Annotated in this window: 23 protein-coding genes; 10 read left to right on the top strand and 13 right to left on the bottom strand. The window is 71.2% G+C overall.

Going from position 1 to position 26,948, the window contains the following annotated elements:
* Positions 1-176: 176 nt before the first annotated feature.
* Genes ACGFIM_RS34950 through ACGFIM_RS34935 form a run of 4 tightly spaced genes read right to left on the bottom strand, consistent with a single transcriptional unit; the run spans position 177 to position 3,978 of the window.
* Positions 177-626, bottom strand: coding sequence for a response regulator (locus tag ACGFIM_RS34950; RefSeq protein WP_393209594.1), 450 nt, complete (start codon positions 624-626; stop codon positions 177-179).
* Positions 623-1,873 carry an ATP-binding protein gene (locus ACGFIM_RS34945; protein WP_393209591.1) on the bottom strand — a complete coding sequence of 417 codons (1,251 nt, stop codon included), beginning with the start codon at positions 1,871-1,873 and terminating at the stop codon, positions 623-625. Before ACGFIM_RS34945 ends, ACGFIM_RS34950 begins: the two co-directional genes overlap by 4 nt.
* Positions 1,870-3,003 (bottom strand): PP2C family protein-serine/threonine phosphatase, encoded by a 1,134-nt coding sequence (locus tag ACGFIM_RS34940; protein WP_393209588.1) that lies wholly within the window; start codon positions 3,001-3,003, stop codon positions 1,870-1,872. The genes ACGFIM_RS34945 and ACGFIM_RS34940 overlap by 4 nt, the downstream gene beginning before the upstream one ends.
* Positions 3,004-3,048: 45 nt before the next feature.
* On the bottom strand, positions 3,049-3,978 hold the full coding sequence (locus tag ACGFIM_RS34935) for a LysR family transcriptional regulator (protein WP_393209585.1): 930 nt from the start codon (positions 3,976-3,978) through the stop codon (positions 3,049-3,051).
* A gap of 133 nt (positions 3,979-4,111) precedes the next feature.
* Between ACGFIM_RS34935 and ACGFIM_RS34930 the strand changes: the two genes are divergently transcribed.
* From ACGFIM_RS34930 to ACGFIM_RS34920, 3 genes are read left to right on the top strand one after another with little or no spacing between them, the layout of a single operon-like run.
* Positions 4,112-4,861, top strand: a complete 750-nt coding sequence (locus ACGFIM_RS34930; protein ID WP_393209582.1) for a succinate dehydrogenase cytochrome b subunit — start codon at positions 4,112-4,114, stop codon at positions 4,859-4,861.
* On the top strand, positions 4,858-6,780 hold the full coding sequence (locus tag ACGFIM_RS34925) for a fumarate reductase/succinate dehydrogenase flavoprotein subunit (RefSeq protein WP_393209579.1): 1,923 nt from the start codon (positions 4,858-4,860) through the stop codon (positions 6,778-6,780). Before ACGFIM_RS34930 ends, ACGFIM_RS34925 begins: the two co-directional genes overlap by 4 nt.
* Positions 6,777-7,517 (top strand): succinate dehydrogenase/fumarate reductase iron-sulfur subunit, encoded by a 741-nt coding sequence (locus tag ACGFIM_RS34920; RefSeq protein WP_393209576.1) that lies wholly within the window; start codon positions 6,777-6,779, stop codon positions 7,515-7,517. Before ACGFIM_RS34925 ends, ACGFIM_RS34920 begins: the two co-directional genes overlap by 4 nt.
* Before the next feature lie 411 nt (positions 7,518-7,928).
* Here ACGFIM_RS34920 and ACGFIM_RS34915 read toward each other — a convergent pair whose 3' ends face one another.
* On the bottom strand, positions 7,929-8,549 hold the full coding sequence (locus ACGFIM_RS34915) for a TetR/AcrR family transcriptional regulator (RefSeq protein ID WP_393209573.1): 621 nt from the start codon (positions 8,547-8,549) through the stop codon (positions 7,929-7,931).
* A gap of 79 nt (positions 8,550-8,628) precedes the next feature.
* Here ACGFIM_RS34915 and ACGFIM_RS34910 point away from each other — a divergent pair, with 79 nt between their 5' ends.
* The gene (locus ACGFIM_RS34910; protein WP_393209570.1) at positions 8,629-10,077 is read left to right on the top strand and encodes a DHA2 family efflux MFS transporter permease subunit; all 1,449 of its coding nucleotides are present in this window, start codon (positions 8,629-8,631) and stop codon (positions 10,075-10,077) included.
* Here ACGFIM_RS34910 and ACGFIM_RS34905 read toward each other — a convergent pair.
* The 4 genes from ACGFIM_RS34905 to ACGFIM_RS34890 form a co-directional block, all read right to left on the bottom strand.
* Positions 10,011-10,421: a hypothetical protein gene (locus tag ACGFIM_RS34905; protein WP_393209567.1), complete on the bottom strand. Its 411-nt coding sequence runs from the start codon at positions 10,419-10,421 to the stop codon at positions 10,011-10,013. The genes ACGFIM_RS34910 and ACGFIM_RS34905 overlap by 67 nt on opposite strands.
* A gap of 4 nt (positions 10,422-10,425) precedes the next feature.
* Positions 10,426-11,580, bottom strand: a complete 1,155-nt coding sequence (locus tag ACGFIM_RS34900; RefSeq protein WP_393209564.1) for an RtcB family protein — start codon at positions 11,578-11,580, stop codon at positions 10,426-10,428.
* Positions 11,581-11,707: 127 nt separating this feature from the next.
* Complete coding sequence (locus ACGFIM_RS34895; protein WP_393209561.1) at positions 11,708-12,514, bottom strand: NAD(P)H-binding protein; 807 nt, start codon at positions 12,512-12,514, stop codon at positions 11,708-11,710.
* 286 nt (positions 12,515-12,800) lie between these two features.
* Complete coding sequence (locus ACGFIM_RS34890; RefSeq protein ID WP_393209558.1) at positions 12,801-13,421, bottom strand: phosphotransferase; 621 nt, start codon at positions 13,419-13,421, stop codon at positions 12,801-12,803.
* A 294-nt stretch (positions 13,422-13,715) separates the two neighbouring features.
* On the opposite strand from ACGFIM_RS34890, the gene ACGFIM_RS34885 reads away from it, so the two are divergent.
* Positions 13,716-15,404, top strand: a complete 1,689-nt coding sequence (locus tag ACGFIM_RS34885; protein WP_393209555.1) for an ABC transporter transmembrane domain-containing protein — start codon at positions 13,716-13,718, stop codon at positions 15,402-15,404.
* Positions 15,405-15,411: 7 nt separating this feature from the next.
* Positions 15,412-17,721 carry an ABC transporter ATP-binding protein gene (locus tag ACGFIM_RS34880; protein ID WP_393209552.1) on the top strand — a complete coding sequence of 770 codons (2,310 nt, stop codon included), beginning with the start codon at positions 15,412-15,414 and terminating at the stop codon, positions 17,719-17,721.
* Between the two features lie 783 nt (positions 17,722-18,504).
* On the opposite strand, the gene ACGFIM_RS34875 is transcribed toward ACGFIM_RS34880, so the two are convergent.
* From ACGFIM_RS34875 to ACGFIM_RS34865, 3 genes are all read right to left on the bottom strand, one after another.
* Positions 18,505-19,116 (bottom strand): VOC family protein, encoded by a 612-nt coding sequence (locus ACGFIM_RS34875; protein ID WP_393209549.1) that lies wholly within the window; start codon positions 19,114-19,116, stop codon positions 18,505-18,507.
* A gap of 370 nt (positions 19,117-19,486) precedes the next feature.
* Positions 19,487-21,022, bottom strand: coding sequence for an alpha/beta fold hydrolase (locus ACGFIM_RS34870; protein ID WP_393209546.1), 1,536 nt, complete (start codon positions 21,020-21,022; stop codon positions 19,487-19,489).
* A gap of 253 nt (positions 21,023-21,275) precedes the next feature.
* The gene (locus tag ACGFIM_RS34865) at positions 21,276-23,342 is read right to left on the bottom strand and encodes a prolyl oligopeptidase family serine peptidase (protein WP_393209543.1); all 2,067 of its coding nucleotides are present in this window, start codon (positions 23,340-23,342) and stop codon (positions 21,276-21,278) included.
* Positions 23,343-23,375: 33 nt separating this feature from the next.
* Between ACGFIM_RS34865 and mshB the strand changes: the two genes are divergently transcribed.
* Genes mshB through ACGFIM_RS34850 form a run of 3 tightly spaced genes read left to right on the top strand, consistent with a single transcriptional unit; the run spans position 23,376 to position 25,222 of the window.
* On the top strand, positions 23,376-24,281 hold the full coding sequence (gene mshB / locus ACGFIM_RS34860; protein WP_393209540.1) for an N-acetyl-1-D-myo-inositol-2-amino-2-deoxy-alpha-D-glucopyranoside deacetylase: 906 nt from the start codon (positions 23,376-23,378) through the stop codon (positions 24,279-24,281).
* An 11-nt stretch (positions 24,282-24,292) separates the two neighbouring features.
* The gene (locus ACGFIM_RS34855) at positions 24,293-24,718 is read left to right on the top strand and encodes a DUF6113 family protein (RefSeq protein WP_393209537.1); all 426 of its coding nucleotides are present in this window, start codon (positions 24,293-24,295) and stop codon (positions 24,716-24,718) included.
* Positions 24,719-24,727: 9 nt separating this feature from the next.
* The gene (locus ACGFIM_RS34850) at positions 24,728-25,222 is read left to right on the top strand and encodes a flavin reductase family protein (protein ID WP_393209534.1); all 495 of its coding nucleotides are present in this window, start codon (positions 24,728-24,730) and stop codon (positions 25,220-25,222) included.
* Positions 25,223-25,412: 190 nt separating this feature from the next.
* On the opposite strand, the gene ACGFIM_RS34845 is transcribed toward ACGFIM_RS34850, so the two are convergent.
* Positions 25,413-26,114, bottom strand: a complete 702-nt coding sequence (locus ACGFIM_RS34845; protein WP_393209531.1) for a hypothetical protein — start codon at positions 26,112-26,114, stop codon at positions 25,413-25,415.
* Positions 26,115-26,504: 390 nt separating this feature from the next.
* Between ACGFIM_RS34845 and ACGFIM_RS34840 the strand changes: the two genes are divergently transcribed.
* Complete coding sequence (locus ACGFIM_RS34840; protein ID WP_393209529.1) at positions 26,505-26,930, top strand: hypothetical protein; 426 nt, start codon at positions 26,505-26,507, stop codon at positions 26,928-26,930.
* Positions 26,931-26,948 lie beyond the last annotated feature (18 nt).

Genomic DNA, 26,948 nt, shown 5'->3' with positions numbered 1-26,948 from the left:
CCCGCGGACCCGTCGCGCAGGGGGTCCGTGGTGTCGTTTCGCTGGGCGCGCTCACACGGCGGGATCCGCTCGGGCGCGCGTTGGTGGGGGATACGTTACGACGACAGGATCGATTTTTGTGAGCGAGGTCACTCACTTTTTCGATGACTTGCTGTGATTCCCGTCACGTACCCGCGTCAGAGGCGCTGCCCCTGCGTCGGCAACTTAACCACCGATACGAAAAAATCATCGATTTGCCGGACAACACGGATAAACTGCTCGAAATCTACTGGTTTTGTGACATAAGCATTGGCGTGGAGGCGGTAGCTCCGAAGAATGTCCTCCTCCGCCTCTGAGGTCGTCAGCACCACCACCGGGATCGTCCGCAGCACGGCGTCCGCCTTGACCTCGCGCAGCACCTCCGTCCCGCTCATGCGCGGCAGGTTGAGGTCGAGCAGGATCAGGTCGGGGCGCGGCGCGTCCGCGTAGGCGCCCTCCCGGCGCAGGAACGCCATCGCCTGCTCACCGTCGTTGACCACGTTGAGCCGGTTGTGCACCTTGTTGAGGTCGAACGCCTCCCTGGTCAGCAGGATGTCACCGGGGTCGTCCTCCACCAGGAGCACCTCGATGGGCCGCCATCCGTTCATCGCGCGCCCTCCGCCCTGTGCTCCGCCGCGTCCTCCGCTGTGTGGGCCGCTGTGTGGGCCGCTGTGTGGGGCGCTGTGTGGGTCGCTGTGTTGTTCGCCGTGTGGGTTGCCGGGCTGTCCGCCGCCGGCAGCGTCCAGCGGAACGTGGCGCCGGGCCCCGCCGCGCCGCCGTCGAGCCAGAGCCGCCCGCCGTGATACTCGACGATCTTCCGGCACAGCGCCAGCCCGATGCCGGTGCCGGGATAGACGTCGCGGGCGTGCAGCCGCTGGAAGATGAGGAAGATGCGGTCGGCGTACTTGGGCTCGACCCCGATGCCGTTGTCGGAGCAGCTGAACTCCCACATGTCGCCGTCGCGCCGCACCCCGATGTGCACGCGCGGCGGCTCCTCGGAGCGGAACTTCACGGCGTTCTCGATGAGGTTCTGAAAGAGCTGGGTGAGCTGCGTCCGGTTGCCCATGACCGCGGGCAGCTCGTCACGGGTGACCGTGGCCCCCGACTCCTCGATCGCGGCCGACAGGTTGTCCAGCGCCCGGTCCAGCGCCGCGCCGGACTCGGTCGGCGCGCGCCCGGCGGTGACCCTGCCCACCCGGGAGAAGTCCAGCAGGTCGTTGATGAGCAGCTGCATCCGCTTGGCGCCGTCCACGGCGAAATGGATGTACTGCCTGGCCCGGTCGTCGAGCCGGTCGGTGTAGCGCTGCTCCAGCATCTGGGTGAAGCTCGCCACCTTGCGCAGCGGCTCCTGGAGGTCGTGGCTGGCCACGTACGCGAACTGCTCGAGCTCGCCGTTCGACCGGCGCAGCTCCTCGGCCTGGTCCTGGGCCGTCCGCCAGGCCGACAGGATGCGGCCGCGCATGGAGTCGATGTGGCTGGACAGCTCGGCCAGCTCGGAGGGGTGGTCCACGTGCAGGTCGCGGTCGAAGTCGCCGGCGGCGACCGCGCGCACCTGGTCGGTGAGGCGGCCGATGGGCTTGAGCACCGCGTACCTGACGACCAGCGCGAGGCCCGCGGCGCAGACCAGCAGCAGCACGAACACCACGATCAGCGCCACGATCAGCCGATCGACCTGCTCGGCCACCTCGGGGCGCGGCCTCAGCTCGGCCGTGCGCGCGGCCATCGTCATCACCGTCGCGACCCCGGCGGCGAACGTCAGCCCGGCCAGCACCCCGAACAGCAGGAACCAGCGGGCGACCGGCACCCGGCCGAGCCCGATCGGCTCCTTGGGCGGAGGAAGCGGGTGGATGCTCACGTCTTCCTCCTCCGCAGCCTGACCACGGCCAGATCGTCGGTGAGCGTGCCGACCTGGCCGATCAGGGCGTCGAGGTCGGCGATGCCGTGCTCGCGTACCAGATCGACCAGGCCCTCCACACCGAGCATCCTTCCCTGCTCCTGCGCCGACGCCTCGATCAGCCCGTCGGTGTAGAGCATCATCGACCACTCCTCGCCCAGCGGCACGTCGATGACCGACCACGCGGCGTCGGCGAAGATGCCGAGCGGCGGCCCGGACGGCGTGCCGTCCACCACCTCGACCGTGCCCTCCCGCACCAGCACGGGCGGCGGATGGCCGACCACGCGCATGGTCGCGTGGCCCAGGTCCGGCGAGATCGTGGCCATGCACAGCGTGGTGAAGATCTCCGGGGCCTGGCGCTCGGCCCGCAGCAGTGCGTCCAGCGTGCGCAGCAGCGTGTCGCCGGTCTGCCCGGACAGCACCAGCGTGCGCCATGCGATGCGCAGCGCCACGCCCAGCGCGGCCTCGTCGGGGCCGTGCCCGCACACGTCGCCGATCACCACGTGCACCGAGCCGTCGGGGGTCTGCACGGTGTCGAAGAAGTCGCCGGCCAGCGTGCCGCCGCTGCCCGGCAGGTAGCGGGTGACGTGCTCGATCTCCCGCGTACGCAGCAGCGGGTCGGGCAGCAGCGCGCTCTCCAGGCGCGCGTTCTCCCTGGCGATCAGCTCCGCCTGGACGAGCTTGAGCTGCGCCACGTCCGCGCGCTTGCGCTCCATCGCGTACCGGATGGACCTGGCCAGCAGCCTCGCGTCCACGTCGCCCTTGACCAGGTAGTCCTGTGCGCCGGACTGCACGGCCGCGACGCCCACGTGGACGTCCCTGAGCCCGGTCAGCACCAGCACGGCGGTGAACGGCGCGAGCGCGATGACCTCCTCCAGCGCCTCCAGCCTGCTGGCGTCGGGCAGCGACAGGTCCACCAGCACGCACTGGATCTCTGGGGTGAGCCTGCGCCGCGCCTCGCTCAGGCTGCGCGCGCGGAAGATGCGGGGCGGCGCCGCCGCCTCCTTGAGCAGCTCCTCGACCAGGAAGGCGTCGCCGTCGTCATCCTCGATGAGGAGCAACGTCAGCGTTTCGGAGAGAATGGCGGTCAAAACACCTCTTCGGGGGATGTGGCGCCCAGGTGGTGCCCTAGGTGCTCATTCTGCGATGAGCTCTACCCCCTGCGGAAGCGTGCCGTCCCGGCCGGCCTCCACCACGTACGACAGCAGCGTCTGGCGGAACGCCTGCGCGGCGCTGGTCGGCTCCACGTCCTTGCGGTGCGCCAGCGCGATCGTCCTGCTCAATCCCGGCGGCGCGAGCGGCGTGCCGCGCAGCCCGGGACGGCCGTCGAGCACCATCGACGGCACCACCGCGATGCCCAGCCCGGCCTCGACGAAGCGCAGCACCGCGTCCATCTCGCCGCCCTGCACCGCGAGCTGCGGCTCGAACCCGGCCTGGCGGCAGGCCGCCAGCGTCGCCTCGCGCAGGTCGTAACCGCGCCTGAACATCACCATCTGCCGGTTCCGCAGGTCCTCGATGCGCAGGTAGGGGCCCTTGAGCCGCTCGTGCGCCGAGGCGACGACGACGAGGTTCTCGCGCAGGATCTCCTCGGTCACCAGCGAGGGGTCGTCGCTCTGCAGCGGCATGATGATCAGCGACAGGTCGAGCTGCCCCCTGGCCAGCGCCTTGACCAGGTCACGCGAGCCGCCCTCCTCGACCAGCAGCTCGATGCCGGGGTACGAGCGGTGGAAGCGGGCGAGCGCGTCGGCCACCAGCCCGGCGCACAGCGAGGGCGTGGCGCCCAGGCGTACCCGGCCTCTGCGCAGCCCGGCGAGCTGGGCCACCTCCTGTCTGGCGGTGTCGGCGTCGGCGAGGATGCGGCGCGCCAGCGGCAGCAGCGCCTCACCCGCCGCCGTCAGCGTGACGTTGCCCCGCGCGCGGGAGAACAGCCGGGCGCCGAGATCCTCCTCCAGCGCCTTGATCTGCTTGCTCAGCGAGGGCTGCGCGACCCGCATGCGCTCGGCCGCCTGGGTGAAGTGCCGGGTCTCCGCGACCGCCACGAAGTACGCGAGCTGCTGGAACTGCATGTGATTTTCCTCGCATCCGCGCGCGACGGGAACTCCGAGAAAGCCTCATCTACCCGCATCATAGCCGCAAGCTATCGAAACCAGGTCCACCATGACTTGGACGGATCATCGCTGCATACCTAGCTTGTGCAATGTGACTGCCACGATAGAGCGCGGCTCCGCCACCGCGCCTGTTTCCGCCCCCAAGAAAACCCCGGCGGGCAAGAAGCCCGGCGGGTTCTTCAGCTCGTCCAACGGCAAGAAAGTCGTCATGGCCGTCACGGGCGCCGTGATGGTGCTCTTCCTCGTCGGCCACATGCTCGGCAACCTGAAGATCTTCCTCGGCCGTGACTCCTTCAACGAGTACGCCCACGCGCTGCGCACGCTGCTCGAGCCCATCGCCCCCTACCGCACGCTGCTGACCATCGTCGAGATCGTCCTCGTCGTCTCGGTCGCGCTGCACATGTGGGCCGCGATCTCGCTCTCCCGCCGCGCGGGCAAGGCCAGGCCCGTCAAGTACGTCACCAAGAAGTCTCAGGCGAGCGGCTACACCACGCACATCATGCGCTGGGGTGGCGTGACGATCGTGCTCTTCGTGCTCTGGCACCTGCTCGACCTGACCTTCGGCGTCGTCAACCCCAAGGGCTACGACTCCGCGCCCGCCGACCGGATGATCGCCGGCTTCGACGCCTCCCGGTGGTGGGTGACCCTGATCTACCTCGTCGCGGTCGTCATGGTCGGCCTGCACCTGCGCCACGGCATCTGGAGCGCCTTCCAGACGCTCGGCTGGGCCAACCGCAACCGCTACCGCGTCCTGCGCGGAACCGCCGGCGTCGTCTCGGCCCTGCTGGTCATCGGCTTCCTGGCCCCGCCCCTCGCGATCACGTTCGGAGTAGTCAAGTGAAGTACACCGAAGGCCCTGAGATCCGGGACACCAAGGCTCCCTCCGGGCCCATCGAGGAGCGCTGGGAGAAGCGCAAGTTCAGCGCCCGCCTGGTGAACCCCGCCAACAAGCGCAAGCTCAACGTGATCGTCGTCGGCACCGGCCTGGCGGGCGGCTCCGCCGCCGCGACCCTCGGCGAGCTGGGCTACAACGTCAAGTCCTTCTGCTACCAGGACTCGCCGCGCCGCGCCCACTCCATCGCCGCCCAGGGCGGCATCAACGCCGCCAAGAACTACCGCGGCGACGGCGACTCGATCTACCGGCTCTTCTACGACACCGTCAAGGGCGGCGACTTCCGCTCCCGCGAGTCGAACGTCTACCGCCTCGCCCAGGTCTCGGTGAACATCATCGACCAGGCCGTGGCGCAGGGCGTGCCGTTCGCCCGCGAGTACGGCGGCCTGCTCGACACCCGCTCCTTCGGCGGCGCCCAGGTCTCCCGCACCTTCTACGCCCGCGGCCAGACGGGCCAGCAGCTCCTGCTCGGCGCGTACCAGGCGCTCGAGCGGCAGATCGCGGCCGGGACCGTCACCATGTACGCCCGCCACGAGATGCTCGACCTCATCGTCTCCGACGGCCGCGCGCGCGGCATCATCGTCCGCGACATGGTCACCGGCGAGATCGAGCGGCACTTCGCCGACGCGGTCGTCCTCGCCACCGGCGGCTACGGCAACGTCTTCTACCTGTCGACCAACGCCAAGGGCTGCAACACCACCGCCATCTGGCGGGCCCACGAGCGCGGCGCGTACTTCGCCAACCCGTGCTTCACGCAGATCCACCCGACCTGCATCCCCGTGTCGGGCGAGTACCAGTCGAAGCTCACCCTCATGTCGGAGTCGCTGCGCAACGACGGCCGTGTCTGGGTGCCGAAGCGCAAGAACGACACCCGCGCCCCCGGCGACATCCCCGAGGAAGAGCGCGACTACTACCTCGAGCGCATCTACCCGGCGTTCGGCAACCTCGTGCCGCGCGACATCGCCTCCCGCGCCGCCAAGAACGTCTGCGACGAAGGCCGCGGCGTCGGCCCCGGCGGGCTCGGCGTCTACCTCGACTTCCGCGACGCCATCAACCGGCTCGGCCGGGAAGCCGTCGAGAAGAAGTACGGCAACCTCTTCGAGATGTACGAGCGCATCACCGGCGAGAACCCGTACGACGTGCCGATGCGCATCTACCCCGCCGTCCACTACACGATGGGCGGCCTGTGGGTGGACTACGACCTGCAGTCCACCATCCCCGGCCTGTTCGTCATCGGCGAGGCCAACTTCTCCGACCACGGCGCCAACCGCCTCGGCGCGTCCGCCCTCATGCAGGGCCTCGCCGACGGCTACTTCGTGCTGCCCACCACCATCGGCGACTACCTCGCCGACGGCCCGTTCGGCGACGTGGACGAGGAGGCCGTGGCCGAGGCCGAGATCCGCGTCCGCAGCAAGATCGACCGGCTCATGTCGGTGAACGGCACCAGGACGCCCGACTCCTTCCACCGCGAGCTCGGCAAGCTCATGTGGGACTACTGCGGCATGGAGCGCACCGAGGAGTCGCTGCGCAAGGCCCTCGAGCGCATCCCCGAGCTGCGCGAGGAGTTCTGGAACAACGTCAAGGTGACCGGCACCGCCGAAGAGCTCAACCAGGTGCTGGAGAAGGCCGGCCGGGTGGCCGACTTCTTCGACCTCGCCGAGCTCATGTGCCTGGACGCCCTCGTCCGCACCGAGTCCTGCGGCGGCCACTTCCGCGCCGAATCCCAGACCGACGACGGCGAGGCGCTGCGCGACGACGAGAACTTCGCGCACGTGGCCGCCTGGGAGTACACCCCCGACGGGCCGATCCTGCACAAGGAACCGCTCGAGTACGAGTACGTCAAGATGACCCAGCGGAGCTACAAGTGAACCTGACCCTACACGTCTGGCGTCAGAAGGGCCCTTCCGACAAGGGCCGCATGGTGACGTACAAGGTTGAGGACGTCTCCCCGGACATGTCGTTCCTGGAGATGCTGGACGTACTCAACGAGCGCCTCATCCTCGAAGGCGACGACCCGATCGCCTTCGACCACGACTGCCGCGAAGGCATCTGCGGCATGTGCGGCATGGTCATCAACGGCGTACCCCACGGCGAGCAGCGCGCCACCACCACGTGCCAGCTCCACATGCGCCACTTCGAGGACGGCGCCGAGATCACCATCGAGCCGTGGCGCGCCGCGCCGTTCCCGGTCGTCAAGGACCTGGTGGTGGACCGCAGCGCGTTCGACCGCATCATCCAGGCGGGCGGCTTCGTCTCCGTACCGGCCGGCTCGGCGCCCGACGCCCACAGCATCCCGGTCCGCAAGGAGGACGCCGACGCCGCCTTCGACGCCGCCACCTGCATCGGCTGCGGCGCCTGCGTGGCGGCCTGCCCCAACGGCTCGGCCTCCCTCTTCGTCGCCGCCAAGATCACCCACCTCGGCCTGCTGCCGCAGGGCCAGCCCGAACGCATGTCCCGCGCCAAGGCCATGGTGGACCAGATGGACGCCGAAGGCTTCGGCGGCTGCACGAACACCGGCGAGTGCACCGCCGTCTGCCCCAAGGGGATCCCGCTGGACGCGATCGCGCGAATGAACAGCGACTACCTGAAGGCGAACTCCAAGTAGCCCTTGTCGCGTTAAGGGGTGGGTGGGCCTGGCTCCGCCCACCCCTTGTCTTTTTCCGTGGCTGCCGGCTCCGCCCACCCCGGACCGCCGGAGCGTCCCTTGGGAGGTGGCCTGGGAGCCTCTTGAAGCGTGGAGTGTCCCTGTGGGTGGCTGACCGAGCGAGCCCTTTGAGGGGTGGGACGACGTCATCCGCGCGGATCTCTTCGCCGTGATCGAGGGGGCGGTCGGCGAGCAGGTGGCGATGGGCGTCGACACCGCGCCTTGTTCTTGGCTCGCCGCACGCCGTTCACCGGCTGAGGGGCCTCCCGGTGCGGGTGCCGACGGCGGATCCGGCTGAAGTTGAGACGGCCGCCGGTTGCTCGCCTCCTGCTCCCGCTGCGTCCGTGCCTTCGATGGGGCGGCGGGGCCGGGTCAGGAGACGTCCCAGGCGCGGGCGAACGCGTCGACGGCCGCCTGCGCCATCGCGTCCAGCTCCGCCTCGGGCAGTGTCCGGGTGCCGAGCTGGGTGCGGGCTTCAAGGGGGCCGAGCAGCAGCGCGAGGAACTGCTCGGCCGCGAGGTCGGGGTCGCCGGCGCGGAGGCGGCCGGCGAGGGCGAGCCTGGCCAGCCGGTCGGCGAGCGCCCGGGTGAGCCGGTCGGGCCCGCTGTCCTTGACGATGTCGAGGATGTCGGGGAAGTGGGTGACCTCGGAGTAGAGCAGCCGCCGCAGCGCGCACGAGCGCCCGTCGGTGTGGAGCCGGAGCAGGCGTCCGGCCGCCTGGTGCAGGGCGGCGCGCAGGTCGTCACCGGCGTCGGCGAGGGGTTCGAGCGCGGCGATGCGCTCGTCGAGCACCGCTCGCGCGGCGGCCTCCAGGGAGTGGCGGAACAGCGTGGCCTTGTCGGTCATGTGGTTGTAGACCGTCGGCTTGGCCACCCCCGCCTCGCGGGCGATGGCCTGCACGCACGCCTGCGCGTAGCCCTCGCGGGCGAAGACGGTGAACGCGCCTTCCAGGATCGCCTGGCGCTTGTCGATCCGGCCGCGAGTGGTGCTCATGCCCTCGATTGTACTCATGAGTTCAGATCAGTAGACGAGAGGGTTGTGTTCGTACGGACTAGGTCATTAACTTGAACTCATGAGTTCAAATGAATATGACCGGATGGATGGGCGGCTGCTCGCCACCATCGCCGTGGTGCTGCTCGGCGGCATGATGGGCATCCTCAACAGCACGATGGCCGCCGTCGCCACCGACAGCCTGGCCAAGATCTTCGAGACCTCGCTGAGCACGGTCGGCTGGGCGTCCACCGGGTTCCTGCTCGCGGTCACGGCCACCATCCCGTTCACCACCTGGGCCGTCGACCGCTATGGAGGCAAACGGCTGTGGCTCGCGGGGCTCGGCGTGTTCATCGCCGGATCGCTGGCCGCCGGGCTGGCGTGGGACATGGGCAGCCTGATCGCGTTCCGGGTGGTGCAGGGCTTCGGCGCGGGCCTGCTCGACCCGCTCGTGCTGATCCTGCTGGCCAGGGCGGCGGGACCGCGCAGGGCCGGGCGCGTGATGGGCCTCATGGGCGTGGTGCTGTCACTCGGACCCGTGCTCGGGCCGATCGCCGGCGGAGCGATACTCGGATCGCTGTCGTGGCGGGCGATGTTCCTGCTCAGCGTGGCCGTGGGAGTCGTCGCGCTGGTGCTCGCCGTGCGCGTCATCTCGCCCGATCCGCAGCAGGGCACGGGCCCCGCGCGCCTCGACGTGCTGGGCCTCGCGCTGCTCGGCCCCGGGTTCGCGGCCGTCGTGCTGGGGCTGTCGCAGACGGCGGAGCAGGGCGGGTTCGGGGCGTGGCAGGTGCTGCTGCCGCTCATCGCGGGGGCCGTGCTGCTCATCGCGTACGGCGGGCACGCCCGGCGCGGCGAGCGCCCGCTGATCGACCTCGGGCTGTTCCGCAGCCGCGGTTTCACCGCCAGCGTCACGATCATGGGGCTCGGCGGCATGGGCCTGTACGCAGGTCTGTTCGCGCTGCCCCTGTACTACCAGCAGGCGCACGGGCACGGCGTGCTCGCGGCCGGGCTGCTCATGGCGCCGCTGGGGCTCGGCGGCTCCATCGCCATGCCGCTGGCCGGCCGGTTGTCGGACCGGCTGGGCGCGCGCGGCCTGGCCACGGGAGGCGCGCTCGTGGCGCTGCTCAGCGCGTACGGGCTGACGCAGATCGGGCCCGGCACGCCCGAGGTGTGGCCCGCCCTCGCGGCGCTCACATTCGGGCTGGGCAGCGGCTGCTTCAGCGCGCCCACCATGGGCTCGCTCTACCGTACGCTCCCCGAGCCGATGGTGGCCCAGGGCAGCTCCGTGCTGTACATGCTCAACCAGCTCGGCGCCGCCCTGGGGGTCGCCGTCGTCACGCTCGTCGTCCAGGCCGCGGCCGGGACCATGAGCGGGCTGCGCGGCGTGTTCTGGATCTCGTTCGCCACCGTCGTCGTCGTCCTGGCGCTCATCCCGCTGCTGCCGGGACGGGCGGCGGCGCCGGCTCAGGAGTCTGATGAGACGGGGGCCGTCTCCGCCGGAGCCACTCCCCACCAGAACGGGATCAGGTAGCGCGGCGGCCCGCCCAGGAACGCGGTGAGATCGTCCTCGGTGACCTCCAGCGTCATGGCGGGCCCCGGCCGCCCGGGGTCCCAGCCCCGCTCCAGCGCCCGCCTGATGCAGGCGGCCACCAGAGCCGGCGTGACCGGCAGCGTCCGCTCGTACACCCAGTTGTCCGGGCGGGCGCACGGCAGCGACACCACCAGGGCGGCCCCCGGCTGCTCGGCCCGCTCGACCGCGAACCTCAGCGGAGCCCAGGCGTTGGCCTGGGAGTACGGCGCCCGGCGGCGCACCTGCCAGCGGTAGTCGGCACCGTCGACGATGATGCGCCGCGAGCCCTTCTTCGGCATCGCCACCGGCTCACCCCTTGTAGTTGAAGATCTGGCGCAGCGTGTGCTGCACCTCGACCAGGTCCTGCTGGTCGGCCATGACCTGGTCGATCGGCTTGTACGCCTCCGGGTGCTCGTCCACCAGGGCCGCCGCCCGGTCGGCGTTCCAGGTGCGGCCGCTCATGGCCTCGGTCAGCGACTTCACCGACAGCTCGCGCTTGGCCTTCGTCCGCGACATGCGGCGTCCCGCGCCGTGCGAGCACGAGTTGTAGGAGTCGGGGTTGCCGCGCCCGCGCACGATGTACGAGCGGGTGCCCATCGACCCCGGGATCACGCCCTCGTCACCGCGGTCGGCCTTGATGGCGCCCTTGCGGGTGATCCACAGCGACTTGCCGAAGTGGGTCTCCTGCTGGGTGAAGTTGTGGTGGCAGTTGATCGTCCTGACCCGCTGCCCCTTGCCGACGACCTTGAACAGCGCGTCGATCAGCACCCGGTCCATCCGCGCGCGCGAGGCCATCGCGTAGCGCTGCGCCCACAGCATGTCCTCGATGTACGCGGTGAACTCCGGCGTGCTCTGCACCAGGTATGCCAGGTCCGGGTCCTCGAGGCCGACCTGCTGCTTCTTCATCAGCTTCTTGGCGCCCGTGATGTGGTACTGGGCGAGCTGGTTGCCGATGCCGCGCGAACCCGAGTGCAGCACCGTCCAGACCCGGTCGCGCTCGTCGAGGCAGACCTCGACGAAGTGGTTGCCGGAGCCGAGGGTGCCGAACTGGTCGGCGACCTTCTTGGTCTGCTTCGGGCTGAGGTCGGTGTGGGGCAGGCCGAGATCGCTCAGCGCACGGTCGATGCCGGGGTCGTCGTGACCCTTGCCGACACCGGCCGGGATGCGCCGCTCGACCAGCGGCATCAGCGCGGCGAGCGAGTCGGGCAGGTCGGCGGCCGTGAGCGTGGTCTCGGTCGCCACCATGCCGCAGCCGATGTCCACGCCGACGGCGGCGGGGATGATGGCGTTCTCGGTCGGGATCACCGAGCCGACCGTCGCACCGATGCCGACGTGAGCGTCCGGCATGAGAGCGACGTGACCGGCGACGAACGGCAGGCGGGCAGTGCGTGCGGCCTGCATGATCGCACCTTCGTCGATCTCGCTGGCCCACGACAGCAGATTGGGTGCGGGCTGGTTCGGCATGGAAAGGAATCTCCTCACTGAGTCGTGATCAGTGTGTCGTGACCAGAGAGGATTTCCCACCTATTTTACCGTTCGGGGGCTGCGCGCCCGAGGGGTCGATCGCCGTACGGGCGCGTGAACGGCCAGGTCAGAGCCGCCATGCTCCCGCCGCGGCGGCGTCCGCCACATACGCCTCGAAGGACTTCGGCGGGCGTCCCGTCACCTCCTCGACCGCGCCCGACACCGGCTGATCGCCGAGCGCGCGCAGTGCGGCGAACGCCTTGGCCGCCCCGATCGCCTCGTCCGCGAACGCGTTGGCCGCGATGTAGTCCTCCTCGCCGCCCCGGTAGCGCACCTCCCGGCCGATCGCCCGGCCGATGATCTCCGCCGCCTCGCCGAACGACAGCGCGCGCGGGCCGGTGATCTCGTACGAGCGGCCGGCGTGACCGTCCTGCGTCAGCGCCGCCGCGGCCACCGCCGCGATGTCGCCCGCGTCCACGAACGCCTGCCGCACCTCGCCGAGCGGCAGCACCAGCTCGCCCGCCATGACCGCGGGCCGCAGGAAACCTTCGTCGAAATTCTGGTCGAACCAGCTCGGCCGCAGGATCGTCCACGCCGCGCCGCAGCCGCGCACGGTGTGCTCGGCGGCCAGCAGGCGCTCGTCGCGCATCGCCTCGATGGCGCCGCTGGACAGCAGCACCACCCGTTCGACGCCACGGCTGACGGCCAGCGACACGAAGCCGGGGTCGATCGGGACGCCTTCGGGCGCCATGAGGTAGACGGCCGACGCGCCGGCGACGGCCGGCTCCCAGGTGGCGCGGTCGGACCAGTCGAACCTGGTCTCGCCGCTTCTGGACGCCGCTCGGACGGCGTGGCCGCCGGCCCGCAGGATCTCCGCCACGCGGCGGCCGGTGGTGCCGGTGGCACCGAGGACGAGGTTCACGTGTTCTGTCATGCCCGCACCTAAGCAAAGCCCACCGACAAAACGGCACAATCCCCGGTCGGGGCGGGCGACTCCGGACCGGCGGTGCGGTGTGGGGGTCTTGGGGCTGACCCGGTCGGGTGGTGGGGCGGTCTTAGGGGTGGTCCGGTCGGGTGGTGGGGTGGGGTCGGGGTGTGGTGTGGCGGTGTGGCGGTCTCGGGGGCGATCCGATCGGGTGGTGGAGCGGTCTTGGGGTGGTCCGGTGCGGTAGGTCGTGAGGGCGGACTGGCCGGGCGGGTGGTGCGGCGGCGCCTCCGGGTCACTCCGTCCAGGCGGTGGTGGTGTCGAGGCGTTCGCGCCACAGCTTCTCGCCCTCTCCGCCCGGCTCCCAGCGGGCGCAGAAGTCGAGCATGGCGTGGCAGCGGTCGATCATGGCGGCGTGGCGCTCGGGCCAGGCGGGGACCGGTTCGCCGTACGCGGCGAAGAAGCGGGGCAGCAGCGGCACGTGCTCGGGGTGGTGGGAGCGGACGATCCACTCCGCCCAGGCCAGGTCCTCGACCGGCCGGCCCGGGTGCGCCCACTCCCAGTCGAGTATCGCGGCCGTCTCGTAGGTGGCCGGGTCGAACAGCATGTTCTGCGGCCCGTAGTCGCCGTGGACGATGCCGAGCCGGTGGATGCGGGCCAGCATGCGCCCGCACTCGGCGAGCACCTCCTCGGCCCGCCCCTCGTCCAGGAGGTCCTGGCCGTGCAGGCCCTCGACGTACCGGGTGGTCAGGCTGGTGGCGGTGACCTGGTGGACGCGGGGGACGGGCAGGCGGCCGCGCAGGCGGCGCAGGTAGCGGCTCTCGGTGCTCAGCCTGAAGGCGGCCTCGGGCCCCTGGTAGCACTTCACGACCAGGGCGCCGTCGCCGAACGTGCTGTTGGTGTACCCGTGCTTCACAAGGGTCGATTCTCGCCTACCCGTCCCTCTTCGGGGTGCTCCGGCGCACGATCCGGACGGCCTCGATACACGATGTAAGAACGGGATGAATCGCCCAGCGGGCCGGAAATCTCACGCGCTGCGGAGCTGGGCGGGGAGAGCGCGGCGCGCAGTGTTCCGGGCGGGACGTGCATCGTGTAAAGAACGCCGGGTGGGCCTTCTCCGGGCGCAGGTGCGGCTGTTCACGGGGCGTACATGTAACTGGATGAAAACGGTTTGCCGGTCCAGGTGGCGCCTTGTCAAGGTGGTCGGGCTATGCGCTCCCTCCCTGAGGCCGATCCCGGCGTGCCCGACATCCGCAGCCCGCTGCGCTACCTGTGGTGGAACGCCGGCCGCCAGGCGCCGTCCCTGCTCCTCGGCATCGGCTTCGGTGTCCTGTGGTACGGGGTGCAGGCCCTCATGCCGGCCGTGCTCGGGCAGGGGATCCAGGCCGTCACCGCCAAGGACACCCCGGCCCTGATCACGTGGTCGGCGGTGCTGCTCGGGCTGGGGATCGTCCAGGCGTTCAGCGGCGTCATGCGGCACCGCATGGCCGTCTACAACTGGCTCGCCGCCGCGTACCGCACCGTCCAGCTCACCTCGCGGCAGGCCGCCAGGCTCGGTGCCACGCTGCCCAAGCGCCTGTCCACCGGCGAGGTCGTCAGCGTCGGAAACTCCGACATCGCCCACATCGGCGGCAGCATCGACATCCTGCTGCGCGGCAGCGGCGCGGTCGTCGCCATCGTCACCGTCACGGTCATCCTGCTGTCCACTTCACTGCCGCTCGGGCTGCTCGTGCTGTTCGGGGTGCCGGTCATGGCCTTCGCCGTCTGGCCGCTGCTCCGGCCCCTCCACCTCCGCCAGCGCCGCCAGCGCGAGCTGACCGGCGAGCTGTCCACCCGCGCCGCCGACATCGTCGCCGGGCTGCGGGTGCTGCGCGGCGTCGGCGGCGAGCAGGTCTTCGCCCGGCGCTACCGCGAGGAGTCCCAAGGCGTCCGGCAGGCGGGCGTCCACGTCGCGCGCGTGGAGTCCGTACTCGAAGGCGCCCAGATCGTGCTGCCCGGGCTGCTCATCGCCGTCGTCACCGGCATCGGCGCGAACTTCGCCGTCGCCGGCGACATACCCACCGGGCAGCTCGTCTCCTTCTACCTGTACGCGGTCTTCCTCATCGGCCCCCTGCGCACCCTCACCGAGGCCGCCGACAAGCTCACCAAAGGCCACGTCGCCGCCGGCCGGGTGATCCGCATCCTGTCGATCGAGCCCGAGATCACCGGCGGCAACGGCAGCAGCGGAGGCGGCGTCCTGCGCGACTCCTACAGCGGTGTCACCCTCCAGCCCGGCCGGCTCACCGCGCTCGCCGCCCCCACCCCCGACCAGGCCGCCGCCATCGCCGACCGGCTCGGCCGCTACACCGAGGGCGACGTCACCTTCGGCTCCGCCGAGCTGCGCACCCTCCCCATCGACGAGGTACGCTCCCGCATCCTCGTCGCCGACAACGGCGCCCGCCTGTTCAACGGCCGCCTCCGCGACGAGCTCGACGTCCGCGGCGAGGCCACCGACGAGGACATCCACCGCGCCCTGCACGCCGCCTGCGCCACCGACATCGCCGAAGCCCTGCCCGACGGGCTCGACACCGAGGTGGCCGAGGCGGGACGCGAGTTCTCCGGCGGGCAGCAGCAGCGGCTCCGCCTGGCCAGGGCCCTGCTCGCCGACCCCGAAGTGCTCATCCTCGTCGAACCCACCAGCGCCGTCGACGCCCACAGCGAGGCCCGCATCGCCGAACGCCTCGCCGCCGCGCGCGCCGGACGTACCACGCTGATCTGCACCACCAGCCCCCTCGTGCTCGACCGGGCCCACCACGTCATCTACGTCGAAGACGGCCGGGTCGCCGCGGAAGGCACGCACCGGCAGTTGCTCGGCTGCTCGCCCGCGTACGCGGCGACCGTGACCCGCGGGGAGGACTGAACACCACATGGCACGCGAGATCCTGCCGGTCGCCGACCGCGAACAGGTGCGCGCCTACGCCAGGCGGCTCACCCTCAAATATCCGCGCGAGCTCGGCGTCGCCCTCCTCCTGCACGGCCTGGCCGCCGTCGCCGGCCTGCTCGCCCCATGGCAGCTCGGCAAGCTGGTGCAGAACGTCCAGTACGGCGCCGCGGTCGACGTGCCGCTCGTCGCCGCCGCCATCGGCGCGTTCCTGCTGCTCCAGGGCGTCCTCATCCGCTACGCCGTGCTCGCCTCCGCCAAGCTCGGCGAGAAGGTGCTGGCCGAGCTGCGCGAGGAGTTCGTGGACCGGGTGCTCGCCCTTCCCCTGTCCACCGTCGAACGCGCCGGCTCCGGCGACCTCATCACCCGCACCTCCCGCGACGTCGACGCCCTGTCGCGCACCGTGCGCCACGCCGTGCCCGAGACCCTCATCGCCATCGTCACGTTCGTGATCACGGTCGGCGCGCTGCTGCTCGTCAGCCCGCTGCTCATGCTCCCCATGCTGGCCGCCGGGCCCATCCTCTACATCGCCACCCGCTGGTACCTCGCCCGCGCCCGCGACGGCTACCTGCGCGAGAACGCCGCCTACGCCGACATCACCGAAGGGCTCGCCGAGACCATCGAAGGCGCCAGAGCCGTCGAGGCGCTCGGCCTGCGCGAGCGCCGCCGGGTGCGCACCGACCGCGACATCGCCCGCTCGTACGCCGCGGAACGCTACACACTCGGCCTGCGCACCACCTGGTACCCCGCCGTCGAGCTCGGCTACGTCATCCCCGTCGTCGCCGCCCTCCTCGTCGGCGGCCTCTTCTACACCAACGACTGGGTGACCCTCGCGCAGGTCACCACCGCCGCCCTCTACGCCCAGCAGCTCATCGACCCGCTCGACCGGTTCTTGATGTGGATCGACGAGCTCCAGGTGGGCGGCGCATCGATGGCCCGCCTCCTCGGCGTCTCCAACGTCCCCCACGACCGCCACCCCACATCTTCGACCCCCGCCTCCGACGACACCGGCGCTGCCCCCACGCCCTCGACCACAGCGGCCACCGCCCTCACACCCACCACCGCCCCGCCAGTCACCACGCCCGGCTCCAAGACCTCCGCTACCGTCGCTGCGACCTCCGCCCCGGGCCGCGGGAACGACACCGGCCCCACCGTTTCCATGCCGAGCGCTGCGGCTTCGATAGCGGGCTCGGAGAGCGGCACCGGCGTTGCGGATTCGGTGGTGGTCCCGGAGAGCGGCACCGGCGCTGCGATTCCCGTGCCGGGTTCGGCAGGTGCTGCGGCTTCGATAGCGGGCTCGGGGAGTGGCGCCGGTGCTGCGGCTTCGGTGGCGGGCTCGGGGAGCGGCACCGGCGCTGCGGCTTCCGCAGCGAGCCCGGCGGCCGTCTCCGACGACACCCCCACACCCACCCGCGTCTCCGCTGACACCCCCATCACCGCCATCATCAACGGCGCGGCACCAGCTTCCGGCGACCGCGAGGCCGCATGGGATGGGCGCGAGGCGGCGTTCGTCGAGCGGCACGAGGCCGCACTGGATGGGTACGAGGCGGCGCTCGAAGGAAAAGCGTTGCGCGCGTCCGACGTCCGTTACGCCTACCGGGAAGGGCGCGATGTGCTGCACGGCGTGTCCCTGACCGTCCGGCCGGGGGAGCGTCTGGCCGTGGTCGGACCTTCCGGGGCGGGCAAGTCGACGCTCGGACGGCTGCTGGCCGGCATCCACGGCCCCCGCACCGGGTCCGTCACCGTCGGCGGCGTGCCACTGGTGGAGCTGCCGCTCGACGAGCTGCGTGGCCAGGTCGCCCTCGTCACCCAGGAGCACCACGTCTTCAAGGGCACCATCCGCGACAACCTCATCATCGCCCGCCCGGACGCCGACGACTCCGCGGTCGCCGAGGCGCTCGAAGCCGTGGACGCCCTCGACTGGGTGCTGGCCCTGCCCGGCGGCCTGGACACCGAGGTCGGCTCCGGCGGCCACGCCGTGTCACCGGCCCAGGCCCAGCAGCTCGCCCTGGCCCGGCTCGTGCTCGCCGACCCGCACACCCTCGTCCTCGACGAGGCCACCTCCCTCATCGACCCGAGGTCCGCCCGCGACCTCGAACGTTCCCTCGCCGCCGTCCTGGAGGGCCGCACGGTCATCGCCATCGCCCACCGCCTCTACACCGCCCACGATGCCGACCGGGTGGCGGTCGTCGAAGACGGCCGGATCACGGAGCTGGGCTCGCACGACGAACTGGTCGCGGCGGGCGGCTCGTACGCGGCGCTCTGGCGCAGCTGGCACGGCACCCCCCACCCCTGACGGCCGGCCCGTTGGTCGGCTGATGCTTTCGGTCCCTTCGGCGGTGCAGGTCGGTCTGCAGTGCAGGTCCGCTCGGGGCACAGGTCGCTTGGCGATGTGAGGCTTTGGGAGCGTGGGGTGCTCGGCGGTGCGGGTGCGTTCGGGGTGGGGTCGCTCGGCGGTGTGGGTCTTCCGGAGTGCGAGCGCCCGGCGGTGCGGGGCGCTCGGTGGTGTGGGTCTTCCGGGGTGGGGTCGCTCGGTGGTGCGGGGCTTTGGGAGCGTGGGGCGCTCGGCGGTGCGGGTGCGTTCGGGGTGGGGTCGCTCGGCGGTGTGGGTCTTCCGGAGTGCGAGCGCCCGGCGGTGCGGGTCGCTCGGTGGTGCGGGTGCGTTCGGGGGTGGGGGTTGCTCGGTGGTGCAGGTCGATCGGCGGCGCGGATCCCCCCGGGGTGCGGGTGCTCGGTGGTATGGGTCTTTCGAGAGTAAGGGGCGCTTGCGGCAGGTGGCTCTTCTGCGGCGCGGGCCGCTTCGGGCAGGTGCTGTTCTGCGGTGCGGGCCGGGTGGTTTCTACGGGGTCGGCCGTTACGGGCGGGTGACTCGTCCGCTGTGTAGTCACCACGCCAGCTGACCAGGTCAAACTCGTACACCACTCCCGTGGACGCAACCCGGGCGGGTGGCAGGGGCGGCGGCGGGGCGGATGGCAGAGCCGGGCTGGCGGGTGGTGACGTCGCTGGTGGTCGGTGGGCTGGGCTGGTGGGGGTTCTACTGGGTTGGTGGGTGGTGGCGCTGGGCGGTGGGCGGGGTGGGTTAGGTGAGGGTCAGGGAGCCGCGGGGGGATCTGAGGACGGCGGTGAGGGTGGGGGTGGTGCCGTGCTCGAGGTCGAGGTGGACGCCCAACGCCGACAGGTCACGGCCTATCGCCTCCGGGTCGGGGTGGCGGGCGCGGAACGACGTCAGCTCGACCGTCGGCAGGTCGGTTTCCGTGGGATGGCGGGTGGTGCCCCAGTCGATGAGGAAGGGCACCAGGCCGGCCTTGGACGGTGGGGTGAGGCGCCAGCTCAGCAGCTCGCCGGAGGGCGTGTGGCGGGACATGTCCTGCGGGTCTCCGGGGTCGTAGCCCCGCTCGCGGGCGCGGGCGACCGCCGCGTCGATGTCCGTCACCGCCGCCGCCCACGTCACCAGCCGCGCCATGGTGAGCGTGTCGATGCCGAAGGGACGTGGCCCGGCCGGCGGCTCCTGCTCCGGATCCGGGCCGATGATCTCCAGGTACGCCCTGCCGCCCAGGCCGAGCAGCCGGTTGCGGGTGCCGAGCCCTGGATGCCGCCCGCCCTCCACCATCCGCACGTCGAGCTGCTGTTCGATCTCGGCGACGGTGGTGTCGAGGTTGGGCGTGGCGTAGACAAGGTGATCCAGCGTCATGTCAGCATTCCAACATCCCTTGTCGCTGAGCCGGGTCCCGGGGTGTCCCCTTGTCGCTGTGCGGGGTGCGGGGTGCGGGGTGCGGGGTGCGAGGTGCGGCGTGTGGGGTGTGGGGGTGTTCGCCTGGTGGTGTGCCGGGTGCTGGGGTGTCCCCTTGTCGTTATGCGGGGTGCCGGGTGCGCGCCCGCCTGGGGGTGCCGTGCCGGGTGTGCGCCCGCTGGAGGTGCCGGTGCCGGGTGTGCACCTGGGGTGGGTTGGTGCCGGGTTCCACTGGCTGGGTGCTGGGGAGCCGACATCGTGGGTGGTGGGTGGTCTGGTGTTGTTTGTGGTCGATTGGATTTTGTTCTTTCGAGGGGCTCGGTTCTCTGGGTCAGCACCTCGTGGTCTTCGGGGGAAGGGCGCCGGTGGTGAGGTACGTGTCGATGTGGTCGCGGGCGCAGGCGTTGGTGCCGTAGAGGGTGTGGCCGGGGCCGTCGTGGCGGATGACGACGCTGCCGGGGACCTGGGAGAGCACGCGCTGCGCCGAGTCCGACTCGTGCCATGCGCCGGCGCCGAGCAGCGGTGGCAGGCCCTTGGGCAGGGCGGCCGGGGGATTGGTGACCGGGACGGGCCAGCCGATGCAGGTGAGGGTGGCCGAGACAGGGGTGTTGGCGGCCCCGGTGTCGGGCGCGAGCTTGCGGAGCCTGGCCAGGGTGGTCGTCAGCTCCTTGCGGGTGGCGGGGCGGGGCCAGTCGGTGCACTCGGTGACCGGGGTGGCCTGGTCGGGGTAGCGGGCGCCACTGGCGGGGACGAAGCCCGAGGCGTCGCCTCCGGCGGCCTTGCGGATGGCCTCGGCGAGCTTGGGCCAGGCGGTCTCACCCTGGCGGGCGAGGCCGAGGGCGAAGGACTGGAGGTCGATGGCCCGGTAGGCGACGTTCGCCGTGCCGGTGGGGACGGGGGAGCGGTCGGCGCGGGCGATCAGCTTGCGCCAGAGGGCCTGTACGGTGCCGCAGCCGTTGGCGGCGCACCACGTGAAGAAGCGTCGCATGGACTGCTCGTTGGACTTCGCCGTCGCCTCGAGCTCGCGGGTCCAGTCGGCGGTGCTGTGGTTGAGCGTGCCGTCGAGGACCATCGTGCGGACGCGGCCGGGGAAGAGACGGGCGTACGCCTGGCCGTAGAAGCCGGCGTAAGAAGCGCCGTAGAAGTTGAGCTTGTCCGCGCCCAGGGCCTTCCTGATCGCCTCCATGTCCCTGGCGTGGTCGGCCGAGCTCATGTTCGCGAACAGCTCGGGGTCTTTGATGCGGCAGGCCTCGGCGTAGCCGCGGTTGGTGTCGGACAGGCGGCCGAAGTCGGCGTCGTCGCGCGGCACGGCGGCGATGGGGATGCGGGTCCACGAGCAGGGCAGGCCGGTGCTCAGGCCTCCGAACTGCTCGCCGTAGCCGCGGGTGTCCCACGTGATGACGTCCATGTGGCGGCGGAGCCGTGTCCACCAGCCGGCGAGCGATTGCGTCATGGCGATGCCCGGGGCTCCAGGACCGCCGTACGCCACCAGGACCTGGCCCTTCGACGGACCGGTGGCCTTCAGCCTGCCCAGCTTGAGGGTGATCTTCCGGCCCTCGGGTTTCCGCCAGTCGACCGGCACTTCGAGGTCGGCGCAGTCCATCGCTTCATCCCCGCTGCTCGGCGGGCAAGGCCGCCAGCTCAGCGATGACGGGGAGCCGCTCGTGGCCGCTGTGGAGGCGGGGGTGGTGGTCGGTCCACGCGTCTCGGCGGTGGTCGAGGGCTGTTGCAGCGTGGCGGGTTGCAGCCGGGCGCCGGGCTGTTGCTGGGTGGTGGGTTGCAGCGTGGCGGGCTGTTGCAGGGTGGCGGGCTGCTGGGGGACGCTCGTCGTGAGCAGGGTCAAGGCCAAGGTCAGGGGCTTCAGCATGGTGATCACAATGCCGGAGCGGGGGCTCGGCTCGCGTCGGACCAGGGTTTGGTTTCCGGAGGCCTGTTGTACGACCTGGGTTCGACCCGTACGCGAAAAGGCTGGCCACAGGGCTCGAAGCACGAAGGCCGGGCAGGGCTCGAAGCCCCGCCCGGCCTTTCGCGTGAAGGTCGCCGGCCCAGCGCCTTTCTGCCGCCGGCCCAGTTCTTGCCGCCGGCCCAGCGCCTTCTTACCGCCGACCCGGTTCTTGCCGCTAGCCCAGCGCCTTCTTCAGGAAGTCCACCTGCAGCAGCAGGAGGTTCTCCGCCACGACCTCCTGCGGCGTCATGTGCGTCACCCCCGACAGCGGCAGCACGCTGTGCTGCCGCCCGGCCGCGAGCAGCGCGGAGGACAGGCGCAGCGTGTGGGCGGACACGACGTTGTCGTCGGCCAGGCCGTGGATGAGGAGCAGGGGGCGTTCGAGCTTGGCCGCGTCGGCGAACAGCGACGACTTCTCGTAGACCTCCGGCTGCTCGTTGGGGTCGCCGAGGTAGCGCTCGGTGTAGCAGGTGTCGTACAGCCGCCAGTCGGTCACCGGCGCGCCCGCGACGGCGGCGTGGAAGACGTCAGGGCGGCGCAGGACGGCGAGCGCGGCGAGGAAGCCGCCGAACGACCAGCCGCGGATGGCGACCCGGGACAGGTCGAGATCGTCGGGGTACTGCTCGGCGACGCCCTGCAGCGCGTCGATCTGGTCTTCGAGCGCGGGGGTGGCGAGGTCGTTGAGCACGGCCCGCTCGAAGTCGACGCCCCGCCCTGGGGTGCCGCGGCCGTCGGCGACGATGACGGCGAAGCCCTGCTCGGCGAACCACTGGCTCTCGAGGTACGACGCCCGCCGGTTGAGCACCCGCTGGGCGTGCGGGCCGCCGTACGGATCCATCAGCACGGGCAGTTTGCGCGAGCCCGGCTCGTGCCAGGAGGGCAGCACCACGGCGGTGGCGAGCTCGCGCCGGCCGGAACGGCCGATGGAGACCCGCAGGTCGAGGCCAGGACGCTCGGCGAAGGACGGGATCGGCACGGCCATGCCGTCGCGGCGCACGACCGTCGTGGAGACGCCTTCGGCGTCGAGGCTCTGCTCGGTCAGCACGCCGACGCCGCCCGCCATGCGTCCGGAGAACACCCCGGACCGGGTCGAGACGGGCAGCAGCGAGTGGCCGTCCCACGTCCAGAGCTGGATCTCGGTGGGGTCGCCGCTCGCGGTGAACAGCACGCTGTCGTGATCGACGTCGAGCACCGCGCGCACCTGGAGGGTCGGCGGCGTGACGGCGCGGTCGCCGACGAACAGCCGGTGGCCGCCCTCGGAGTTGGCCACCCAGACCAGGGAGCCGTCGTCGAGGTGGGCGGGCACGCCGGGCACGATGTCGACCCAGGCGGGGTCGGTGTCCTCGCGGACGAGCGTCGTGGCGCCGCTGCCCGGATCGACCTCGAACAGCCGCATCGTGCGCTGGTCGCGGGTGAGCGTGACGATCGACAGGGCGTGGGCGTCCCAGGCCGCGTTGACGAGGTATTCCTCCTCGTACGGCACCCCCACCCGCGACCCGTCGAGCCCCAGCACGTAGAGCTCGGTGATCGCGTTGGGCGTGCCGGCGGCGGGGTAGCGCTGGGCGGTCGCGGGACGGTCGGGGTTGGCCGGGTCGGCGATGTGCCAGACCTGGACGGGGGCCTCGTCGGCGCGCTCGACCAGCAGCGCGTCGCTCTGCGGCGACCACCAGTAGCCGCGCATCCTGTCCATCTCCTCGGCGGCGATGAACTCGGCCAGCCCGTACGTCACCGTCGGCGACTCCGGCTCGGCCAGCGCGCGGTCATGGCCGGATGCGAGGTCCTGGACGCGCAGCGCGCCGCCCGTGACGTAGGCGACGTGCCGTCCGTCGGGGGACAGGCGGGGGTCGATGACCGCGCCCGGCGTCTCCAGCCTGCGCGTCTGCCCGCTCGCCAGGTCCGTCACGTAGAGCTGCCCGGACAGCGCGAAGCTGACCTTGCCGACGTGGAAGTCGGTGGCGTAGGCGACGATGCCGCCCGCCGCCTCCCTGCTGCGCTCGCGCCTCGCGCGCTCCTCGGGCGGAAGGTGCTCCTCGTCCTCGCCGTGGAGCTCGCGCGGGTCGACGACCAGGCGCTCGACGTGGGTCTCGGTGTCGAGCTCCCACAGACAGGTCACCGGATCGGTGCCCGTCTTCGTACGCAGGAACACCACCCGGCCGCCGTCCGGGGAGATCGTGAAGCCTCTGGGAACGCCCAGCGTGAAGCGGCGGGTCCTGGCATTCAGGCGCGGGAAGCTCTCGCTCATGGCCTCAATCCTGCCATTGCTACGCTCATGACCATGACTGACCGACGGCTGCTGCTCGTGCACGCCCATCCGGACGACGAGTCGATCGGCACCGGCGCCACCATCGCGAAGTACGTCGCGGAGGGCGCTCATGTGACGCTCGTGACGTGCACGCTGGGCGAGGAGGGTGAGGTCATCCCCGGCGACCTCGCGCATCTGGCGGCCGATCGTGACGACGCGCTCGGGCCGTACCGCGTGGGCGAGCTGGCCGCGGCCTGCCAGGCGCTCGGCGTGGAGGACCACCGCTTCCTGGGCGGGCCGGGCCGCTGGCGCGACTCGGGCATGATGGGCGTCGCCTCCAACGACCACCCGCGGGCGTTCTGGCGCGCCGACCTCGACGAGGCGGCGGGGGAGCTGGTCAAGGTCATCCGCGAGGTACGCCCGCAGGTCCTGGTGACGTACGACGAGAACGGCTTCTACGGCCACCCCGATCACATCCAGGCGCACCGGGTGTCGCGCAGGGCGTACGACCTGGCGGCCGAGCCCGATTTCGGCGAGGGCGAGCCGTGGCAGATCGCGAAGTTCTACCACACCGCCGTCCCCCGCTCGGTCCTGCGGCGCGGCGTAGAGGCGCTGCGCGAGGCCGGCACGGGCTTCATCATCGAGGACGTCGAGGACATGCCGTACGGCTGCGCCGACGAGGACGTCACCACCGAGATCGACGCCCGGCCCTGGATCGGCAACAAGATCGAGGCCATGCGCGCCCACGCCACCCAGATCACCGTGCGCCCGCCGTTCTACGCCCTGTCCAATGACATCGGCCAGGAGATCCTCGGCGTCGAGCACTACAGGCTGGCCGTCGGCGTGCCGGGCCCTTCGGTGCCGGGGCCGCCGGTCGAGGCCGGGGGACTCGGTGAGCCGCACAACCGGGAGAACGATCTCTTCGCCGGCATCCATTAACCTCGTTCGACATGGAACATCGCAGCCAAGCCGAGTCGGCGCTGGGGGGCGCCGCGTACGGCATGCTGTTCGTGCTCGGCGTCGTCATGGCGGTCGTGGGCGGGTTCACGCATCCGGAGTGGCAGGTCGGGCCGGTGCCCGGCGCGGCCGTGCTGTGGGTGCTCGCGCTGTTCGGGGTGTGCTTGGGCGCGGGCAAGCTGATGGGCGCGCGGCTCGGGGCCATGGCGACGGCGCTCGGGTGGCTGCTGGTGACGATGCCGTTCACGCTGGAGCTGGGCGCGGGCGATCTGGTGATCGCCGCCGGCGCTCCGGGATATGTCTACCTGTACGGCGGTTTGGTGAGCCTTGTCGCGGCTTATCTGCTTTCGCCCTCGTCAGGGGGAGGTTCGTGGCTTTTGAAGGGGTACCCCGTTAAAGAGCCGGACGTCAAGGCATAAAGTAGCTGAGTGCATTCTCTAGAGCGGCACGTAGACCCTGCAAGGTTCCGTAAGGTCGTCGGCCGCTTCGCCACCGGAGTCGCGATCGTCACCACCCGGCTCGGCGATGTCGATCACGCGATGACGATCAACTCGTTCACCTCCGTCTCGCTCGATCCCCTGCTCGTGCTCTTCTGCGCGGAGAAGATCGCGCGCTTCCACGACGCCGTGATCGAGGCCGGAGTGTGGGGCGTGTCGGTGCTGCCGGCCACCATGGAGGACGCCTCCCGCTTCTTCGCCCACCGCGGCCGGCCGCTCAACGGGCAGCTCGCCACCTGGGCGCACCACCGGGGCGAGTCGGGCGTCGCGCTCTTCGATGACGCCATCGCCACCCTGGAGTGCACGACCACGGCCGTGCACGACGGCGGCGACCACTCGATCGTGGTGGGCGGCGTGACGGCGCTCGGCACCCCGTCGGGCGCCGCGCCCCTGCTGTATCACGAGGGCCGCTACAAGTCGCTCTGACGTTGAGTGCGCCGGGACCTGCCGGGCCGGGCGCCGGCGCCTCGGCCACGAACCCTCTCACGGGCGTGCTCACGACGGCGTGGGGCCGAAGGGGGTGGACGTGAGACGGGCCAGGCGCCCCAGGCCCGGCCCGTTCACGGTGAGATGACGTGTCCCGGCGGCGACAAGCCGGAGGACCCCGTGCGGGGTGTTACTGGACCGGGACGCTGCCCGTCTGGGACGGGTCCGGAGCCGGGGGCTCCGCCGGAGTCTCCGTGGGAGATTCTGTGGGAGTCTCCGTGGGGACGCCGGTCTCGGTCGGAGCCGGTTCCCCGGTGGGTTCCTCGGCCGGAGGCTCGGACGGCGGCGGACAGGTCGGGATGGCGTCCGTCGGGGACTCCGTCGGGGCCGCGGTCTCCGTGGGCTCCGTGGGGACGCCGGTGGGCGTCTCGGTCGGAAGGACCGGCACGGAGGGCGACGGGGCCGCCGTGTCCGTGGGAGTGTCCGGCGGCGTCGGCGCCGGAGTCTCCGTGGGAGTGCTCCCGTCCTCCGGAGGCGCGGACACCGTGGGGGTGGGCGTCTCGGACGGGTCGGCAGGCGGTACGGACTCCGTGGGCTCCACGTACGGCCGGCAGGTGACGGTCACCGTGGGCCCGGGTTCGGTCACGGTGACGGTCTCGCGCACGGTGACGGTGGGCAGCGGCGCCACGATGGCGGTCGGCTCACCGCGCTTCCGGTACGTGCCCCGGCCCAGCCGGCTCTCGGCGGTGCCCTGGCCGCCGGCCACGATCAGGTCGACACCGGCCGTCTTGCACGACCGTCGCTTGCACACCCGCTGCTTGATGTTGAAGAAGGCCGCGCTCTCATAGGCGACCGAGACGTTCAGATAGGAGACGCCCCGCCGCTTGACCACCTTCGTCTCGGCGGTGAACTCCCCGCTCGTGGGACTCTCCGTCGGCGTGGGGGCCGGGGTGAGGGTCTCTGCGGGCGGCGGCGACGTCGTGGGGGCTCCTGTGGGGGACGCTGTGGGGGCTTCTGTGGGGGGCGTCGCGGTTGGTGAGGTCGTGGGGTCCACCGTGGTGGGCTCCACGGCTAATGCGACACGCTGCTGTGAGGGGTTGCCAGTGAGTTGGAGGGGTTCGGACGACGATGTCTGGGTGATTGCGACTCCACCGGCTCCCGCGAGTGCGACGGTGCCGAGAAGTGCGCCCAGGATTGAGAATCTCATGATCCTGCTCTTGTGGGAGATTTCAGGACGGGTCTCATTGGTCCGACTTGTCAACCTTGGTCAAGACTGAGACGCATGGACGGACGCTTCCGGTTCCGGCGCGTGGCGAACTATGTGAATCTTTCGACGCCACTCGGATTGCTGATCGCCGCCATCGGCGGCGCGACCACGCGGCCCGGCCCGAACGGGCTCATCCTGGCCTTCGGCTACCGCCACCGCTTTCCCGCCGCCGCGGCGTTCACCGTCGGAAACGTGGTCCTGACCAGGAGAAACGCGCTAAGCGAGCGGCTCGTCCTGCACGAAGGCCGGCATGCCACGCAGTGGGCCTGGTGCCTCGGGCTACCCATGCTGCCGCTCTATCTGCTGGCGATGCTGGTGTCCGTGATGGTCTGCGGGAACCAGGCGGCGTACAACATCTTCGAACGATTGGCGGGCCTGGACGACGGCGGTTATCCCCGCAAGGCGGCGTGGTGGCGCAGGCGGCGTGGCAGCCAGGGTTGACTGGTTCTTGTCAAGAGC

Source organism: Nonomuraea sp. NPDC049309 (assembly GCF_043196965.1).
GTDB lineage: Bacteria > Actinomycetota > Actinomycetes > Streptosporangiales > Streptosporangiaceae > Nonomuraea > Nonomuraea fastidiosa.
Note: the sequence above shows the minus strand (reverse complement) of the source record. Positions and strands in the feature narration are given on the sequence as shown.

Bases quoted from the DNA above. Each gene is read 5' to 3' on its own strand.
- ACGFIM_RS34865 (WP_393209543.1), bottom strand. From the start codon at position 23,342: ATGAGCGAGAGCTTCCCGCGCCTGAATGCCAGGACCCGCCGCTTCACG.
- ACGFIM_RS34855 (WP_393209537.1), top strand. From the start codon at position 24,293: ATGGAACATCGCAGCCAAGCCGAGTCGGCGCTGGGGGGCGCCGCGTAC.
- ACGFIM_RS34915 (WP_393209573.1), bottom strand. From the start codon at position 8,549: ATGAGCACCACTCGCGGCCGGATCGACAAGCGCCAGGCGATCCTGGAA.
- ACGFIM_RS34950 (WP_393209594.1), bottom strand. From the start codon at position 626: ATGAACGGATGGCGGCCCATCGAGGTGCTCCTGGTGGAGGACGACCCC.
- ACGFIM_RS34935 (WP_393209585.1), bottom strand. From the start codon at position 3,978: ATGCAGTTCCAGCAGCTCGCGTACTTCGTGGCGGTCGCGGAGACCCGG.
- ACGFIM_RS34885 (WP_393209555.1), top strand. From the start codon at position 13,716: ATGCGCTCCCTCCCTGAGGCCGATCCCGGCGTGCCCGACATCCGCAGC.
- ACGFIM_RS34895 (WP_393209561.1), bottom strand. From the start codon at position 12,514: ATGACAGAACACGTGAACCTCGTCCTCGGTGCCACCGGCACCACCGGC.
- ACGFIM_RS34875 (WP_393209549.1), bottom strand. From the start codon at position 19,116: ATGACGCTGGATCACCTTGTCTACGCCACGCCCAACCTCGACACCACC.
- ACGFIM_RS34880 (WP_393209552.1), top strand. From the start codon at position 15,412: ATGGCACGCGAGATCCTGCCGGTCGCCGACCGCGAACAGGTGCGCGCC.
- ACGFIM_RS34870 (WP_393209546.1), bottom strand. From the start codon at position 21,022: ATGCTGAAGCCCCTGACCTTGGCCTTGACCCTGCTCACGACGAGCGTC.
- ACGFIM_RS34900 (WP_393209564.1), bottom strand. From the start codon at position 11,580: ATGCCGAACCAGCCCGCACCCAATCTGCTGTCGTGGGCCAGCGAGATC.
- mshB (WP_393209540.1), top strand. From the start codon at position 23,376: ATGACTGACCGACGGCTGCTGCTCGTGCACGCCCATCCGGACGACGAG.
- ACGFIM_RS34910 (WP_393209570.1), top strand. From the start codon at position 8,629: ATGAGTTCAAATGAATATGACCGGATGGATGGGCGGCTGCTCGCCACC.
- ACGFIM_RS34840 (WP_393209529.1), top strand. From the start codon at position 26,505: ATGGACGGACGCTTCCGGTTCCGGCGCGTGGCGAACTATGTGAATCTT.